Annotated in this window: 8 protein-coding genes; 4 read left to right on the top strand and 4 right to left on the bottom strand. The window is 74.6% G+C overall.

Annotated features, from left to right (window positions below):
- Nucleotides 1-89: 89 nt before the first annotated feature.
- Nucleotides 90-800: a response regulator transcription factor gene (locus ABZ457_RS04325; protein WP_359153693.1), complete on the top strand. Its 711-nt coding sequence runs from the start codon at nucleotides 90-92 to the stop codon at nucleotides 798-800.
- Nucleotides 801-989: 189 nt separating this feature from the next.
- Here the strand turns inward: ABZ457_RS04325 and ABZ457_RS04320 are convergent, their stop codons facing one another.
- The 3 genes from ABZ457_RS04320 to ABZ457_RS04310 all read right to left on the bottom strand — a co-directional run bounded on the left by ABZ457_RS04320 (nucleotide 990) and on the right by ABZ457_RS04310 (nucleotide 6,048).
- Nucleotides 990-1,712 carry a trypsin-like serine protease gene (locus ABZ457_RS04320; protein ID WP_359153691.1) on the bottom strand — a complete coding sequence of 241 codons (723 nt, stop codon included), beginning with the start codon at nucleotides 1,710-1,712 and terminating at the stop codon, nucleotides 990-992.
- Between the two features lie 276 nt (nucleotides 1,713-1,988).
- Entirely contained in the window at nucleotides 1,989-4,115 is a 2,127-nt protein-coding gene (locus ABZ457_RS04315; RefSeq protein WP_359153783.1) for a PIG-L family deacetylase, read from the bottom strand.
- A gap of 766 nt (nucleotides 4,116-4,881) precedes the next feature.
- Nucleotides 4,882-6,048, bottom strand: coding sequence for a histidine kinase (locus ABZ457_RS04310; RefSeq protein WP_359153689.1), 1,167 nt, complete (start codon nucleotides 6,046-6,048; stop codon nucleotides 4,882-4,884).
- A gap of 411 nt (nucleotides 6,049-6,459) precedes the next feature.
- Between ABZ457_RS04310 and ABZ457_RS04305 the strand changes: the two genes are divergently transcribed.
- The 3 genes from ABZ457_RS04305 to ABZ457_RS04295 all read left to right on the top strand — a co-directional run bounded on the left by ABZ457_RS04305 (nucleotide 6,460) and on the right by ABZ457_RS04295 (nucleotide 15,729).
- Entirely contained in the window at nucleotides 6,460-12,663 is a 6,204-nt protein-coding gene (locus ABZ457_RS04305; protein ID WP_359153781.1) for an RHS repeat-associated core domain-containing protein, read from the top strand.
- Between the two features lie 34 nt (nucleotides 12,664-12,697).
- The gene (locus tag ABZ457_RS04300; protein WP_359153687.1) at nucleotides 12,698-12,874 is read left to right on the top strand and encodes a hypothetical protein; all 177 of its coding nucleotides are present in this window, start codon (nucleotides 12,698-12,700) and stop codon (nucleotides 12,872-12,874) included.
- Nucleotides 12,875-13,134: 260 nt separating this feature from the next.
- Entirely contained in the window at nucleotides 13,135-15,729 is a 2,595-nt protein-coding gene (locus tag ABZ457_RS04295) for an N-acetylmuramoyl-L-alanine amidase (RefSeq protein WP_359153685.1), read from the top strand.
- Between the two features lie 49 nt (nucleotides 15,730-15,778).
- Here the strand turns inward: ABZ457_RS04295 and ABZ457_RS04290 are convergent, their stop codons facing one another.
- Entirely contained in the window at nucleotides 15,779-18,277 is a 2,499-nt protein-coding gene (locus ABZ457_RS04290; protein WP_359153683.1) for an RNA repair domain-containing protein, read from the bottom strand.

Here is an 18,277-nt window from a genome sequence, read left to right as displayed (position 1 = left end):
TTGACCTGGTAGCTCGCTGAGCTGCACGAAGGGCCCCGCACCACTCGGTGCGGGGCCCTTCGCCGTCCTGGGAGGGGGAGGGGAGTGGGATGCGGGACGGGGAGACGCCGGGGGGCGGGACGTCGCGGGCGGCGCCCGGCGGGGCGTCGGAGGTGGTGGCCGTCGGCGCGGTGCCGTCGGGCATCGCGGTGTCGTCGGACATCGGGGTGCTGGTGGTCGAGGACCACGCCGTGGTGCGGTCCGGGCTGGCGGCGCTGCTCGACGGGGAGCTGGGGATTCGGGTGGTCGGGGAGGCCGCCGACGGGGCCGCGGCGCTGGCGGAGGCCGGGCGGCTGCGGCCGGAGGTCGTCCTGCTGGACATCGACCTGCCCGTGCTGGACGGGATCTCGGTGGCCGCGCGGCTGACCGGGGCGGGGTACGGCTGCCGGATTCTGATGCTCACCGCGCTGGACCGGCCCGGGCATCTGGCGCGGGCGCTGGCCGCCGGGGCGTCCGGCTATCTGCTGAAGAGCGCCACCCCGGCGGAGACCGCGGACGCGGTGCGCCGGGTCGCCGGCGGCGGGCGGGCGGTCGACCCGCGGATGCGGGAGGACCCCCGGGGGCGGCCCAGCCCGCTGACCGAGCGGGAGGCGGAGGTGCTGCGGCTCGCCGCGTCGGGCGCGCATGCGCGGGAGGTGGCGGCGGAGCTGTTCCTCAGCGTGGGGACGGTGCGCAACCGGCTCTCGGCGGCGGTGAGCAAGCTGCACGCGCGGACGCTGGTGGACGCGGTGCGGATCGCCGAGCGGTACGGGTGGTTGTAGCGCGTTCCGGGGCGCGTGCTCCGGGCGGGGCGCGCGTTCCGGGGCGCGTGCTCTGCGCGGGCGTTGCGGAGGGCCCCGCACCGTCGCGCGGTGCGGGGCCCTCGTGTCGCCGGGAGGCGGGTGGTGCGGTGGTGCGGTGGTGCGGTGGTGCGAGTGGGGGTGCTGCGGATCAGTGGTCGGTCGGTGGGATCAGACGCCGGCGATCGACCGGATCCAGGAGCGGTAGGCCGTGACGTTGGTGTACGCCGTCGTCGTCTGGCGGTCGCTGGTGGAGGCGACGCCGACCTGGATGCCGTTGGCCATCATCGGGCCGCCGGAGTCACCGCCGGCGGTGATGCCGTTGCCGCGCCGGGCGCAGATCGCCGAGCCGCCGTAGGCGTCGCCGCAGCCGCCGGTGACCGTGACGTTCGCGACCTTCAGGTAGCGGGACTGGCAGTTGGCCTCGGAGCCGCACTGGGAGGTGGCGCCCCAGCCGTAGACCTGGACGCTCTGGCCGACGCTCACCGAGCCGGGCTGGCCCAGGCGGGAGTAGGTGGCCGACACGGAACGGTCGAGACGGACCAGCGCCAGGTCCGAGCTGTGCGTGTAGGTCTGGACGCCGTTGGCCACGGTGCCGCCGCTGTGCTGGTCCAGGCTGCCGATCCGGAACGACAGCCCGCCGCCGGTGACGCAGTGCCGGGCGGTGAGGATCCAGGTCGGCGCGATGATCGTCGCCGAACAGGTCTCTCTGCCGTTCGAGAAGAGCCGGGCGGCCCAGGGGCCGCTGGTGGCCTGGCCGCCGCCGATGATGGGCTGCGGGGCCTTGGTGGTCGGGGGCGCGGGCACCGGGGCCGCGGTGGCGGTGGGGGCGAGAAGGGTGAGGACGGAGATCACGGCTGCCACGAGCGCGGGCATGAGCCTTGATATGCGCAAGGTTCCTCGATTCGAAGGACACGCTGGGTGGGCGTGTATGTGTGGGGGTTGGCGGCCCCTGGGGGCCGCGTCCGCGCCGAACCCCCGCCCGAGGGGCGGAAGTTCGTCATGGACATGACCCAGAATTCCCGAGGAACGGTGAACGGGGTACTAACGCTTGGCCATAACACGGTGCTATACCCCCGGTGTTGACGCGCCGTCCCGCACGGTGGCGGCGGGCGGCGCGGGCGGTCCGGGCCGCTGGTGCAGTCGGCTCAGCCGGCCGGTCCGGGTGCCTCAGCCCGCCGTTCCCGCGCCCGGGCGCCAGGTCCACGGGTGGGCGTCCGGGCCGAGGGCGACGGCGGCGGGGGCGTCCCCGTCCGCGTACAGGGTGGGGGCGCCGAGCGCGGGCGCCCCGGCCGTACGCGTGGACCGCGTCCCGCCGTCGCGCAGCATCAGGCGCCCGGACAGGTCCTGCCCGAGGAGGACCGGGTCGCCGGGCCCGGAGACCGCCGCGGCCACCGGACCGTACCCGTCGAACGGAATCCGCGGCAGCGGGCGGCCGTCGAGCGCGGTACGGGTCAGCCGGAGGTCGGCCGAGCCCCGGGAGTCCCGCGGCCCGGCCTTTCGGTAGGGCCGCTCCTCGCGGTGGAGCAGTTCGACGGTGCCGTCCGCCGCGAGTACGGCCGCGGGCGCGTCGACCGCTCCGGGCAGCACCCCGGCCGGGCGGTGCTCCACCGGGCCGCCCGCCTCCCGCTGCCGCCAGTGGTGCACGGTGTCGTGCCCGGCCGCGAAGAGGTGGACGCGGCCGTCGGCGTCGACGAGCGCGGTCAGGCCGTCCTGGACCTCGCCGCCGCCGAGGTCCCGCCAGCCCTCCCAGTTCCCGGTCGCCCGCCGGACCCGGGTGCTGACGCCCTTGTCCGCGTTCCGCACGAAGAGATGGACCGTGCCGTCGTGGGTGGTGACGGCCACGGGCACGCCGATGCGCCGCCCGTGGTCGTCGCCGCGCTCCGGGTTGCCGAGACCCCGCCAGGCGAGGAAGGGCCCGCCGGGGGAGCGCTGTTCGAGGAGGACGATCTCCCGCGCGTTGTCCCCGCCGTGCCCGCTGAGGGCGGCGAAGCGCAGCCCGAACAGCAGCTGCCGGCCGTCGGGCAGCGCGGTCGCGCCCAGGACGGGGGCGAGGGGGCCGCCGCCCAGGTCCTCCGGCGCGCCCCAGCGCCCGCTGCCCGCGCCGGTCTCCCGCCAGCGGACCGCGCGGAGGCCCAGCACGCCGTAGGCGGCGAGCCGGTCGCCGGGGTGGGGGCCGCCGGGGCCGGGCCGTTCGTCAGGGCCGGGCCGGGCGGTCGCGGGATCGGTGGTAGCGGGCTGGGCGTTGGCAGGTTCGGCGGACCCGGACCCGGCGCGCTGTGCGTCCTCGGGCTGGGGCTCGGCGCGCTGTGCGTCTTCGGGCTGGGGCTCGGCGCGCTCGGGCCCGGGCGCGGGCTCGGTGGTCACGACGAGGCGTGGGCCGGGGTGGCGGTGGCGGGTGGAGCGGACCCAGCCCTTCCTGTTGGTGAGCGGCCGCCCCTGGCCGACGTTGTAGTCCCCGCAGCCCGCCGCGTTCCCGCACTCCCAGGCCGGGGAGCCGCCGTAGGCGAGGAGGGGCGCCGCCTTCTCGCGCTGGACGGGCTCGGGTAGGTTCTTCGGCCAGTGCCGGTGGTAGTAGCCGCGGAAGGCGGTGGCGGCGAACGCGGGTACCTCGCCCCCGTCCCGCGTCGCCTCCGCGACCCAGGCGATCATCGCGGCCCAGCCGAAGCAGGCGACCGCGGTGTGGTCGGCGTGGTCCGAGTAGCCGCGCTGCTCGCTGTCCTTGCGCCGGGTCCTCTCGTCGCTGAACTGGAGGTCCGGGTCCGGGTCGAGGGTGTGCACGACGGTCGGGCGGTAGCGCTCCATCAGTCCGACGAGAACGTCCACCAGCTCGTCGTAGTCGTAGCTGCCGGCCCGGCGCACCGGGGCGCCGGTGGCGACCACGGTGGGCAGGGCGAGGGCCCGGTCGTGCCAGAGGCTGGGCAGGCCCGGACGGTTGCCGCGGGCGGTGTGCATGGCCAGGTTGAGATGGATCAGCTCGACCCGGCGGGCGCCGTTCGCCAGGGTGTTGATCTCGGCGCGCAGATCACGGCGGAGGGTGGCGACGCCCTGCTGCCAGGGCGTGAACCGGTCCAGGCCGAGGAGTTCCGCGTACGCCTGGCGCAGGCCCTGGTGGCGGGCGGAGGAGTAGGCGGCCTTGTCGGGGGTCGCCTCGGTGGTGCCGGGGACGTGGTTGCGGCCGTCGTGCTCGCCCGCCGTGACGTACACGCAGACGAGGGGGACGCCCGCGTCCAGCAGCAGGCGGGCGTCCGGGTTCATGAAGTACAGGTCGTCGTCCGGGTGGGCGAGTATCTGCATCACCTGCGCCCGGCGGGAGCCGGATATCGGGATGCCGGGCGCCGGGTCGGCGACCGGGCCCGAGCGGCGGGGCGCCGGTACGGAGCAGGCGCCGAGCACGCCCGCGCCGGTGAGCGCGGCGAGGGCGGCGAGGACGCCGCGTCGGCGGGGGGCGCTTGGCGTGCCGGCGGCGGGCGTGGTGGTGGGCGCGCCCGTGGGCAGCGCGTGGCCGTGGCGGTGTCCGTCGTTCACTTGTCGCGCTCCCCGTCCGCGTCCCCCGCGCGGCGGACGGGCGCGTGTGCGTGCCCGTGACCGCGTGCGGTGATCTCCCCGTGGGCCGCCCCTCGGCCCTCCCCGTGTGCGGAACGGCCGTGACCGGCCGGGCGGAAGACCCTGGTCGGGGGCCTGTCGCCGGCCTGCTGCTCCGCGCACGGGAAGACGGGGGCGGGGGGTGCGGGGTTGCCTCGGGGTGGGTGGGGGTTGCACGGGGGTGCGGGCCATGTGTGTCGGCGCGACGTGTGTCCGGGGAGGCGGGCCGGGGGAGGTTGATCCGGACCACATGTGCGGGGCCGATGTGTGCCTGGACCACGTGTGCCGGGCCTCTGTGTGTCCGCGCGAGGCGGGTCCGGGGCCACACATGCCCGGGCCACATGGGCGTGGGCCACATGTCTCCGGCCCCATGTGCCCGGGCCACACGGGCGTGGCCCACGCGTGGCCAGCCCACATGTGCCCGGCCCTCATGGGCACCCCCGCCATATGCGCCCGGCCCCCCGCCCGGCCAGGGCCGTCAGCCCAAGGGCAGCGCCGCCGTCAACGTGAACTCGCGTTCCGCGTGGCCTGTGCGCAGCGTCCCGCCCAGTGCGATCACCCGGCCCCGGAGGCCCGCGATCCCCGTCCCGCGCCGACCCCCGCCCGCCCCGGAGGTCCCGCCGCCCCCGCCCTCCGGGACGCCGGAGGGCACGGCGATCGCGCCGTCGTTGCGCACGGTCAGCCGGACCTCCCCCTCCCCGGTGCTCAGCTCGATCGCGCAGTGCCCGGCGCGGCTGTGCTGGAGGACGTTGCCCACCGCCTCCCGCAGCACGGACCGCAGGCAGTCCGTCACCGCCCGGTCCGGCTCCACCCGGGCCGGCAGCGCGGTGCTCACCGCTATCCCGGAGGCCGTCAGCAGCCGCTGGGCGTGGGCGAACTCCTCGTCCAGCCGGACCCCGGACTGGGGCCCGCTGATCCGCCGGACGTCGTCCTGGGTCCGCCGCGCCAGGTCGACGGCCTCGGCCAGCGCGGCCCGGGCCGCCTCCGGGGGCGCGCCGGGCCGCAGTGCCGCCTCGCCCTGGACCGCGATCGCGGCGAGCGAGGAGCCGACCAGGTCGTGCAGGTCCTGCCGGATGCGCGCGAGGGTGCGCTGCTCGGCCAGCCGTGCCGCCTGCTCCCGACTGCCGTGCAACCGGGCCGAGAGCAGGGCGAGATGGGCGACGGCGAAGACGGTGCTGGCGGTGATCGCGGTGCTCAGCAGCACGCTCGTCGGCCCGCGCGTGGTGTCGATCACGCCGCTGTGGACGAGGACGGGCCCGCTCGCCCCCACGGCCAGGGCGAGGGGAATCGAGGTCGTCGGCGGCAGGATCAGCAGCACCGCGCCCGCGAGGAAGCCGAGCAGGCTCAGCCACGGATAGCGGAAGAGCACCAGCGGGAGGTAGGTGAGGGCGGCCTGCACCAGGAGCAGCGCCCAGCGCCAGCGCTGCGGCAGCCGGTAGGGCGGCGGCGCGTACTGGCCCAGGAGCACGGCGGGCATCAGCACCAGCACGGTCAGCCCGGTGACCATCGTGCGGCGGCCGAGCGGCGAGTCCGCCATGTCGAGCGCGGTCAGCCAGAGCGAACCGACCACCAGCACCACCAGCGCGCCGAGGGCCACGCGCGAGCCCGGGGGAGGTGTCGTGCCGCGCAGTGCTCCGAGCCGCATGCCGCTCTCGCTCCCGTCCGTCTGTCCGTCGGTCCGTCTGCTTGTCGGTCTGTCGGTCCGTCGGTCCGTCATGTGCCGTTGCCCGCAGTCGAACAGAGGGCACGGCGGTGCACCGGAATCGTAGGCTCCGGCCTCCCCCGCCACCGACCCGGCCGCCCGGTCACCGCTCCGGTCCCCGCCCCGCGGGCGGGCGCACCCGCGTGGGGAAGCTGTGCGCAGCTGGTGAAATCTTCACTCCCGCCGCCTGCGCCGCACTGCTTTGATCACGACTGTTCCATGTCCACGACAACGGAGAGTCACCAAGTGTCAGAGCACATACCCCGCTCCCGGACCCCCGAGGAGTGGGAGGGCGAGTCGGTCGCCCTGCGCCGGCGCAGACGCCTGCTGCCCCGGATCGCGGTCACGGCGGCCATGGTCATGGCCGCCGAGTCCGCCCTCGTCGTCGCCGCCACGGGCCAGGCCGTGGCCCTCACCCCCGAGCAGCCGCCGAAGGCCGCTGCCGCGCCCGCCGCGAAGGCGGTCACCGAGGCGGCGGACATCCCGTCGGCGAAGGTCGCGGCCCGGTTGTCCGGGAAGCGGGTGGAGGCGCTGTCCGAGCGGACCGAGACGTCCACGACCTGGGTGAACAAGGACGGCTCGCTGACCACCGAACTCGCCTCGGGCCCGGTGCGGTTCGAGGACGGGTCGGGCCAGTGGCGCGAGGTCGACGTCGAGCTGCGGGAGAGCGGCGGCGCGGTCGAGGCCGTGGCGCACCCCGAGGGTCTGCGGCTCGCGGGCAAGGGCGGTACGGTGCCGCGTTCGCTCGGCGAGGCCCGTACGGCCGGTGCCCGGGACCTGGTCACCCTCGGTGAGGGCGAGGAGCGGATCACCCTCCAGTGGAAGGGCGGTCTGCCCGCTCCGGTGCTGGACGGCACCCGGGCCACGTACCCGGAGGCGCTGCCGGGCGCGGACGTGGTCGTGGAGTCGACCCGTACCGGCTTCGAGCAGTTCGTCGAGATCCGGAAGAAGCCCGCCGAGGGGTACTCGTACACCCTCCCGCTGAAGGCGAAGGGCCTCACGGCGAAGGAGCAGCCGGACGGGAGCGTGCTGTTCACCGACCGGAAGAACCGCAAGCGCGCGGTGATGCCCGCGCCGGTGATGTGGGACGCGACCGTCGACAAGGTCTCCGGTGAGCACACCCGCCGGGTGCCGGTGGCGATGAAGGTCGTCCAGCGCAAGGGCTCGATCGACCTGGTGGTCACCCCGGACGCGGACTTCCTCGCCGACCCGGCCACGAAGTACCCGGTGACGGTGGACCCGTCGACCTCGGCGCTGTCGAACGTCTTCGACACCTACGTCCAGCAGGGCGAGACCCGGGACTGGTCGACCGATGTGGAGCTGGACCTCGGCAACCCGGGGACCACCAACAGCAACGGGACCCCGCGTACCGCGCGTTCGTTCATCTCCTGGAACACCTCCCCGATCGCGGACGCCCTGGTCTCCGGCGCCAAGCTGTCGCTGTGGAACTTCCACTCCGGCAACACCGACTGCAAGGCCCAGTCCTGGGAGGTCTGGTCGACGGGCGCCGCGTCCACGTCCTCCCGCTGGACCGCGCAGCCGGCCTGGACGGCGAAGAAGGCCACGTCCACCGAGACCAAGGGCAACCCGGGCTGCGCCTCGGCGCCGGACGGCTGGATCAACGCCGATGTGACCGCGCTCGCGCAGGAGTGGGCGTCGGCCAAGGCGACCCGCGGCCACATGGGTCTGCGCGCCACGAGCGAGACGACCGTGCCGCAGTGGAAGCGGGTCAACTCCGCCAACGCGGCCACCAATGTGCCCAAGCTGACGGTCACCTACAACTACCGGCCGAAGACCGGGACCAAGCAGGAGGCCGGGCCCCCGTTCTTCTCCTACAGCGGCGCGTACATGGTCAACACCCTGACGCCGACGCTGCGGGACACCTTCGTCGACGCCGACGGGGACAAGGTCAACGGCACCTTCCAGATCTTCGACAGCGCCACCGACACCCAGGTCGGCAGCCCGATCGTGTCGAAGTACGTGGCATCGGGGCAGGCCGCCTCGGTGACCGTGCCGGCCGGTGTGCTGGCCGAGGGGAAGACGTACAAGTTCCGTACCAGCCCCTACGACGGCACGCACTACAACACCGGTTGGTCGGCGTGGAAGACCTTCACCGTCGACACCAGGGCGCCGTCCGCCCCGACGAAGATCGTCTCCACGGACTACCCGACCGGGCAGTGGGTCAAGGGCGAGGGTCAGCCGGGCACCTTCACCGTGACCCCGCCGGCCGGGACCGACCACAACTGGCTGGAGTGGTCGCTCGACGGCGTGACCTGGACCAAGGTCGCCACCGGTGGCGCCTCGGCCGCCAAGGCCATCTCCGTCACCCCGCCCAGGAACGGCAGCCACACCCTCCAGGTGCGGTCCGTGGACAAGGCGGACAACAAGTCGGAGGCGGCCGAGTACGTCTTCCACGCCGGTTCGGGCGGCTTCGTCCAGCCTGCGGAGGGTGAGCGCACCGCGCGGCGGCTGCCGCTGGTCGCCGAGGCCGAGGCCGGCAAGTACAACGCCGTGGCCTTCTCCTGGCGCCGCTCCGAGGCCGACCCCTGGGTGCCGATCCCCGTCGGCGACGTCACCTCCGGCGGCACCGCGCTGACCGCCTGGCCCGTTCCGCTGACGGGTGGGAAGAACGCCCCGCTGGTGTGGAACGCGACGAGCACCGTCGACCCCGACGGCACCGTCCAGATCAAGGCCGACTTCACCGGTCCCGCCGGTGCCGCGAGCAGCACGGCGCCGCTGACCACGGTCGTGGACCGCAACGCGGACGGCGCGGCGACGGAGGACATCGGGCCCGGCTCGCTCAACCTGCTGACCGGCAACTACACCCTCTCCGCGACGGACGTCTCGCTCTTCGGCCTCTCGGTGTCCCGCACCGCGGCCTCGCGCACCCCGAACCGGGGCGCGGCCGAGGAGGGCCAGGCGGCGATCTTCGGCAAGGAGTGGGTCTCCGGCACCGCGGTGGAGCTGACCGACTCCGACTACAGCCACATCCGCCGGATCTCCGACACCGCGGTCGACGTGGTGCTGGAGGAGGGCGACGCGATCCACTTCACCGCCAACGCGGCGAAGACCGCGTGGATCCCCGAGCCCGGCTCCGAGGACCTGACCCTCAAGGGCAGCCTCTCCGGCACCCTGACCCTCTCCGACACCGAGGGCACGGTCACCACCTTCGCCAAGGCCGACGCGGCCGCCACCACCTGGCAGGTCTCCTCCACCCTTCTCGACGGGCTCACCGACTCGACCACCAAGGTGGTGTCCGAGGTGGTCACCGTCGACGGCAAGAAGCTGGCCCGCCCCAAGCGGGTCATCGCGCCGACCTCGGCGGCCACCACCGCGACCTGCGAGACCACGCCGTCCACCAAGGGCTGCAAGGTCCTGGAGTTCGTCTACGCGTCCGCCACCACGGCCACCGGCACCGAGACCAACGAGCAGTTCGGCGACTTCGCCGGGCAGGTGAAGGAGATCCGCGTCTGGACCACCTCCCCGGGGGCCTCCGCCGCGACCGCCACCGCCGTCGCCACCTACCGCTACGACGCCAACGGCAGCCTGCGCCAGCAGTGGGACCCGCGGCTCGGCCAGGACACCCAGACCCAGTACGCCTACTGGGGCGGCCGGGTCACCTGGCACCAGCAGCAGGGCGGCCTGCCGTACACCTTCACCTACGGCAACGCCGGTGCCGGCACCGCGCCCGGCGACGGCATGCTGCTGAAGGTGTCGCGGCCCGCCCTCAAGCAGGGCACCGCCGACACGGTCGAGGGCGATGCCGTCACCGCCGTCGTCTACGGTGTGCCGCTGAACGGGGCCAAGGCGCCGTACGCCATGGGCGCCGCGGCCGTCGCCGGCTGGGGCCAGCTCGACGCCCCGACGGACGCCACCGCGGTCTTCCCGGCGGACGCCGTGCCGGCCTCCCACGACGGGGCCGATCTGGCCTCCTCCGGGTACCGGCGCGCCACGGTGACCTATCTGAACGCCTCGGGCCGTACGGTCAACACCGCGACGCCCGGCGGGCACATCGCCACCACCGAGTACGACCGCTTCGGCAACACCGTCCGCGAACTGAGCGCGGGCAACCGGGCCCTGGCGCTCGGCGCGACCGACGCGGAGCGGGAGCAGCTCACCGACCTGGGCATCATCGGCCGTTCGGCGGCCGAGCGCGCCCATCTGCTGTCCACCACCTCCGTCTACAACGAGAACGGCACCCGGGAGCTGGAGGAGTTCGGCCCGCTGCGCCGGGTCGACCTGACCGAGAGCCTCAAGGAGGGCAGCACGGTCCTGGTCCCGGCCGGCACCTCGGTCCCGGCCCGCGCCTGGACCGTCAAGGAGTACGACGAGGGCCGTCCGACCGACGGCTCGGCAACGGTCAAGGACCAGGTCACGCTGACCGTCACCGGTGCCCGGGTCCGCGACTACTACTCGGTGATGGGCGAGAAGCGGGTCGAGACCACGCAGTACGACTGGGCCAAGGGCCTGCCGACGCTCACCACCAAGGACGCCGGCGGTCTCGCCCTGACCACCACCACGGGGTACGACGCGCAGGGCCGGATCACCTCCCATGTGCTCCCGGGCGGCACCGGAAGCGACGCCGCGACCCGGATCACCGAGTACTGGTCCGCGACGGGCACCGGCTGGTGCAAGGGGCGGCCCGAGTGGGCGGACAGCGTCTGCTGGACCGGGCCCGGCGGTGACATCACCGGCGGCGGTTCCCAGCCGGCGAAGCTCGTGAACACGACCACGGAGTACGACCGCTGGGGCGGCCCGGCCACCGTCACCGACGAGGTCGGCGGCGTGTACCGGACCACCACGACGACGTACGACGGCGCGGGCCGGGCCGTCACCTCGAAGACCGCGGGCGGCATCGGCCAGGCGGTCCCGGAGTCGACCACCGAGTACGACCCGGCCACCGGCCAGGTCACCAAGATCGTCTCGCCGACCGGCGGCACCATCACCAAGGCGTACGACAAGCTCGGCCGCCAGATCGCGTACACCGACGCCGACGGGGGCGTGACCAAGACCGAGTACGACCTGCTCGACCGCCCGGTCAAGGTCACCGACAGCGCCCCGTCCACGGTCACGTTCACCTACGACCACACCGCCGAGCCGCGCGGTCTGGCCACCCGGACCACGGACTCCGTGGCCGGCGCCTTCCAGACCTCCTACGACGCGGACGGCTCCGTCAGCACCGAGAAGTTGCCCGGCGGCTACACGCTGGACGTCACGGAGGACAGCACCGGGTCCACCGTCTCGCGGATCTACACCCGGGACTCCGACGGCGCCGCCGTCTACAGCGACCGGGTGAGCGAGTCCGTGCACGGGCAGGTCACGAGCCACCAGGGCTGGTCCAGCCAGACCTACGGCTACGACCGCGCGGGCCGGCTGACCGGTGTCGACGACACCGTGGGCGAGGTCTGCACCCGTCGCGCGTACACCTTCGACAAGCGCACCAACCGCACATCCCTGACCACCGCCACGGCGGCCCCCGGCGCCGCGTGCGCCTCGACGGGAGGCACCACCACCACCCATACCTACGACAGCGCCGACCGCCTCGTCGACTCCGGCTACACCTACGACGCCTTCGGCCGCACCACGGCCCTGCCGGGCAGCACGGTCGGCTACTACGCCAACGACCTGGTCCACCAGCAGACGGCGGGCGACCGGCGCCAGACCTGGACCCTGGACGCGAACCACCGCTTCCGGGCCTTCAGGACCGAGACGGGCTCCGGTTCCACCTGGACCCCGACCTCGTCGAAGCTCAACCACTACGACGGCGACGGCGACAACCCCCGCTGGATCGTCGAGGACACCGCCACCGGGGCACTGACCCGCAACGTCGAGTCGGCCTCCGGCGACCTGGCGGCGACCACGTCCAAGACCGGTGACACGGTCCTGCACCTGACCACCGTCCACGGCGACATCGCCCTCCAACTCCCGCTCACCGGGGGCCAGGCGCCCGTCGCCCTGGACTCTGACGAGTACGGCAACCCCCGCCAGGGCCAGGAGCCCACCCGCTACAACTGGCTGGGCGCCAAGCAGCGCTCCACCGAGACCCTCACGGGCCTCACCCTCATGGGCGTCCGGCTCTACAACCCGGTCACCGGGCGTTTCCTGTCGGTCGACCCGGTGTACGGGGGCGGCGACAACCGCTACGGCTATCCCGGGGACCCGGTCAACCAGTTCGACCTGGACGGGAAGAGCTGGTGGAGCAGGACCAAGAGGTTCGTCAAGCGGAACCGGGTGATCATCGCCTCGTTCAGCGCCGGTGTCGCGTGCGGCATCGTGACCGCGGGTGTCGCGGCGGGGGCCTGCGCGGTCATCGCCGGTGGCCTGGCCGGTGCCGGGGCCAAGTGGTACGGGAACCGGAAGGCCTCTCGTCGTGACATCGCGGTGGCCGGCGTCAAGGGAATGATGGGGTACGGGGGCGGTGGCATGGCCATCGGCTCCATCGCGCGCCCCTGGCTGAGAAAGGGCGTATCCCGGTGGGCCACCAAGCGCTATCCCTCGACCGGCAGGCATGCCAAGCCCACGCCGAGGTCCCACAAGAAGCCCTGGTGGCGTCGTTGACGGAGATCCGGAGCGGTAAGGAGGAAGGACTGTCATGAAGGAAGCCGACCCGAGGAAGAACTCCCTCGCGTTGTTCGTCCTCGGCTGCCTGGCGCTCGTGTCCGGCGTGGTGGTGTCGCTGACCGTCGGCCGGGCCGACGGCGCGTCAATCCTCGGCTGCTCCGGACTGATCATGGGCGCCGCCTGGATTGTCGAGCGGCGATCCGAATGACCTCGCGTTAGCGAGGTGCTCGTTCACGAGGCGGTTGCCTTCGCGTCCACGTCGGTGTGGCCGCGAGGGCGACCGCCCTCGGGGTGCGCCGACCCCGGCTCGCTGAGCCGATCAGGTGTCAACTCGGCGTGACGCGTGACGCGTTGAAAGCGCTCTCCCGTACGATGCCGCCGTTGATCCTTTGAATCGATGTCATGTTCGACCAACAGGGGTGGGCACCAGACGTGAGACCGGTACGGGTACGCGGAGCGGCGACGGCCGTGGCGCTCGGGGCCGTGGTGGCCCTGAGCGTGCAGGGGGTGGCGGCCGGCGGGCCGCTGACGGAGACGGGGCGGGCCGCGGGCCCGTACGAGGCCGCCGCGGTCGCGGTGAACGGGCAGGACGGGCAGGACGGCCAGGACGGGCCGGTCCGGAGCCGGGTGCACCGGCTGGCGCTGGCCGGGACCGGCGAGGGCCGGGCCGCGCTCGCGAAGCGCGGGACCGAGGAGTTCGGCCTCCTCGGCGTCTCGTGGAACGACGACCGCACGGCGCCGGACGGCCTGATCCAGGCCCGTACCCGCAGCGCGGAGACCGGCGCGTGGTCCGACTGGATCGAGCTGGAGCCGTACAAGCCGGGCCTCGACGGCGACCGGCCCGGCGCGCGCGGTGCCACCGAGCCCGTATGGGTCGGGGCCTCCGACGGCGCCGAGGTGCGGGTGAACGATCCCTCCGGCGAGCTGCCCGCCGGGCTCCGGCTGGACCTGGTCGACCCGGGCACGGCCGAGGCCCCCGCCACCGCGCGCACCGCCGCCCGCACGGGCGCCGCGTCCGACGCCGTCGACCCCGGCCCGCCCTCCACCGTCCCCCAGCCGCCCGTGGTGAACCGCGCCGGCTGGGGCGCCGACGAGAGCCTGAACACCGAGGGCCCGATCTACCTGCCGGAGAACAACCCGGTGAAGGCCGTCTTCGTGCACCACACGACCGACGGCGCCTACGACTGCGCCCAGTCCGCGGCCGTCGTCCGGGCCATGCACGTCTACCACGTGAAGACCAACGGCTGGCGCGACCTCGGCTACAACTTCCTCGTCGACAAGTGCGGCACGGTCTTCGAGGGCCGGCAGGGCGGCATCGACCAGCCGGTGATGGGCGCCCACACCTACGGCTTCAACGCCGAGTCCAGCAGCGTCGCGATCATCGGCGACTACACCTCCGCCGAGGCGCCGGACGCGGCGCTGACCGCGGCCGCCCGGATCGCCGCGTACAAGCTGGGCCAGTACGGCGGCGACCCGGCCGGGACCGTGTCGCTGGTCGCGGGCGCGACCCAGAAGAACTACGCGGGGCGGCAGTTCACCGCCGGGCAGTCGTACACCTTCGACCGGATCTCCGGCCACCGGGACGGCTTCAACACCGAATGCCCGGGCATGAAGCTGTACCCGCAGCTGCCCGCGCTGCGCACCCTGGCCGCCGGCCCCGTGCAGAACCTCGCGCTCACCTCGGTCGGCGGCGCCGCCGTCCCGGCCGAGGGCGGGTACGAGAGCCCCGGCCCGGTGACCCTCAACTGGTCAACCAGCACGCCGAGTTCCCTGATCAACCGGTTCGAGGTGCTGGTGGACGGCGCGCCCGTCGCCACCGCGGCCCCCGGCGCCCGCAGCACCACGGCCACGGTTCCGGCCGGCACCCACCAGGTCGCCGTGCGGGCCGTGCACCAGTCGGGACGCGCGGCCGCGACCGCCCCCGTCACGGTCGCCGTCCCGCACCCCAAGACCTTCGTCCCCGTCACGCCCGAGCGGCTGATGGACACCCGGTCCGGCCTCGGCGTGCCCAAGGCGAAGATCGGGCCCGGGGGCGTGGTCACCCTCCAGGTCACCGGCACCGGCGGGGTCCCGGCCACCGGCGTGGGCGCCGTGGTGCTGAACGTGACGGCGACGCGGGTCACCGGCGGCAGCAGCTACGTCTCGGTCTACCCCAACGGCACCACCCGCACCGCCGCGTCCAACCTCAACGTGGCGGAGGGCCGGAGCGTCGCCAACCTCGTCGTCGTGCCCGTGGTCAACGGGAAGGTCGACTTCTACAACAACGCCCACAGCATCGACCTTCTCGCCGACATCACGGGCTACTACACGACCGGCGCCACCGGCTCCCGGCACGTCAACCACGGTCCGCTGCGGGTGATGGACAGCCGCAGCGGGCTCGGAGTGCCCAAGGCGAAGGTCGGCCCCGCGCAGGTCGTCACCCTCCAGGTCACCGGGGTGAACGGCGTCCCGGCCGAGGGCGTCACCGCCGTGGTGCTCAATGTGACGGCGACGGGCGCGACGAGCGCCGGCTATGTCTCGGCCTACCCGAACGGCACGCCCCGCACGGCCGCGTCCACCCTCAACACCATCGCCGGGCGCACCGTGCCCAACCTGGTGATCGTGCCGGTGGTCAACGGGAAGGTCGACTTCTACAACAACGCGGGCAGCGTCGACCTCCTCGCGGACATCACCGGCTACTACACCGCCGCGGGCGAGGGCGCCCGGCACTACAACGCCGGGCCGAAGCGCCTGATGGACACCCGGACCGGGCTCGGCGTCCCGAAGGCCAAGGTCGGCGCGCGCGGGGTGGTCACCCTCCAGGTCGCGGGCGTCGAGGGGGTGCCGGCGAACGCGGGCGCGGTGGTGCTGAACGTGACGGCCACGCGCGTCACGGGCACCAGCTACATCTCGGTCTACCCGGACGGGACGACGCGCACCTCCGCGTCGAACCTGAACGTGGTGGAAGGGGTCACGGTGCCGAACCTGGTGATCGTGCCCGTCGTCAACGGCCGGGTCAGCTTCTACAACAACGCGGCGAGCGTCGACCTGATCGCGGACATCACGGGCTACTTCGCGCCGTGACCGCGGCGGTGGCCGACGTGGTGTGAGGCGGCGGCGGGGCCCGTCCCGCTCAGCGCAGGACCGGGACCCCGCCGCCGTCCGCGTACGCCAGCGTCACACCGGGCAGCCCCCGCAGCCGCTCCCGGCCCACCCGGGCGACGACCTCCGGACCCGGCGGGGAGTGGCCGAGGCCGATCGCCCAGCGGGTCTCCGGGCCGGACGCGAAGGGGCGCGGCCAGGCGTGGGCGGCCGGGGCCGCCTCCGCCAGATCCGTGAGCACGGCCCGCATCCGGCCGCGCACCCGCCCCTCGTCCGCGCCGGGCCCGGCGGTCAGCACGGCCCAGGCCGCGTGCCGCCGGTGCAGCGGGGGAGGGGTGAGCAGGGCCCCGGCCGGCCGCCCGGCCTCCAGCAGTTCCCAGCCGCGGAACAGCTCCACCGTGAGCAGGTCCCGCATCCCGGCCGTGACCTGGTCCGAACAGGGACGCACCGGAGCGGACGGGGTCAGGACGGTGACGGGGAGGCCGGTGGGGGCGGGCGCGCCGCCCAGGGACACGGGCTCGCGCCAGTCCCAGGCGGCCCAGGTCGCGAAGAAGCGCCGCAGCAACTCCTCCGTGGTCAGCCCGCCGGTTCCGGCCGAGGTCCCGGTTCCGGACCCGGTGGCGGCCCGGGTTCCGGCCCCGGTGGCGGCCCGGGTTCCGGGCCCGGCTCCGGCCTCGGCCCGGGTTCCGTCCCCGGCTCCGGTGGCGAACCCGGCCAGGGGTTCGGGGCCTTCCCCGGCCCCCGCGCCGGCCCCGGTCTCGCGGACGGTGCGGGCCGCCAGGACGCACCAGGCCAGGCCCGGGAGCCCGCCGAACGGTGCCGAGTCCAGACCACGGGCCCGCGCCCACGCCTTGACCCCGGCCGCGAGGCGGGCGAACTCCCCGACGCGGCCGGACACGGAGGCGAGGAGCGCGTCCGCGTCGGTGACCGCGCTCAGCGCGACGGCCGCCGCCTCGCCCGGTTCCGCCCGCCGGGCCACCGCCTCGCCGGGGTCCACGGCGCCCGTGGCGACGACCGCCAGGTCGACGCGCAGCCCCTCCACCGTGAACCGCAGCCCGGGCACCCGTGCCCCGACGACCTCCCGCACGGTCCTCGCGTCGGGGAGCCCGTCCGCGATCCGCCGCAGCAGAACGGCCGGTCCGGGGGCGCCCGGTACCGCCGCGACCAGGTCCAGATCGGCGCCGGGCAGCGCGCAGCCCAGCCGCCGGGAGCCGACGAGGTGCACGGCGCCGTCCCGGAGCACCTCCGCGACGCGCGCGGCGACGCGCTCGGCCCGCCGGGTCTCGCCGTCCGGCGCCGGTCCGGGGAGGGGGACCTCGTTCCCCTCTTCGCTCTCGTCGGGGTCCTCCGGGCCGGGGCGGGCCAGGTCCGCCACCACGCCGTAGTGGTCGGAGATGTACAGCCCGTCCGGCGAGGGGGAGTCCCCGGCCAGCCGCGCGCTCCGCACCGCCAGGGCCGCCGACCGCAGCAGCACCCGGTCCAGCCGCCCGGCCCGGCCGGTCAGCGAGGAGACGGCCGCCAGCGGGTTGACGCGCGGGTCGAAGGTCGGGGTCGCGTCCGAGGGGCCGTGCGCCTCGGTCCACGCGTCACGCATCGCGAGGGCCGTCTGCGGGGTGTCCGTGCCGTCGTTGACGTCGCCGGCCAGCACGACGTCCCCCTCCATGGCGGCCAACGCCTGCGCGACCAGGCCCAGTTCGCGGACGCGGCGGCCCGCCCCGTCGTCCGAGTGGTCGCTGCTCAGATGCGTCGCCGCGACGACGAGGGGCACCGGGCCCCCGGGCCCGGCGGCGGCCGTCTCCACGACGAAGGCGGTGACGGCCTTGTGCGGGCCGAGCACCAGGTGCCCCGCCTCCCGCACCGGCAGCCGGCTGAGCAGCAGCAGCCCGCACTCCTCGACGTCCCGGCCGCGCGGTCCGTCGCTCACCGTCCAGCCGTCGCGGACCCACGGCTCGCGCAGCAGCATCGCCAGCAGCTCCGGTTCGGCCTCCTGGAGGGCGATCACATCCGCCTCCGCCGCCCGCAGCGCGGCGAGCAGCAGCGGCCGGCGGCGGGCGGTGTCGATGCGGTCGGCGTCGTAGCGGTCCCACAGGGTGTTCCAGGTCAGCACCCGGACCCGGTCGCCCGCCGCCGAGCCCACCCGGACCCGGTCGCCCGCCGCCGGGCCCACCCGGACCCGGTCGCCCGCCGCGCTTCCGCCGCGTGCGTCCGGGGCCGGGGCCCAGGCCGTGCCGTCCCACGCGTACGGCACCCGGGCCGCGAAGTGCGGGGCCCGCAGCCGGCGCGCCTCGCGGACCCGGCCCGCCTCCGTCTCGTCGATCCGGTCGGTGCCGGTGCCCCGGTCCCACAGGACCTCGCCGTCCGCCTCGAAGAAGAGCACCCGGTGCCAGGGGATGTCCCCGCCGGGCACGAAGGAGGGGAACGGGACGCGTTTGGGCGCGGCCGCCCGCTGGTGGACGCCGATGACGAAGCGGCCCGGGTCGAAGCGGGCGTCCCACCGCACCCGGTGGTAGATCTCCTCGCTGGTGCGCAT

Source organism: Streptomyces sp. NPDC005805 (assembly GCF_040630445.1).
Lineage (GTDB): Bacteria > Actinomycetota > Actinomycetes > Streptomycetales > Streptomycetaceae > Streptomyces.
The sequence above is the reverse complement of the archived record's forward strand: the minus strand, read 5'-3'. Positions and strand labels throughout refer to the sequence as shown.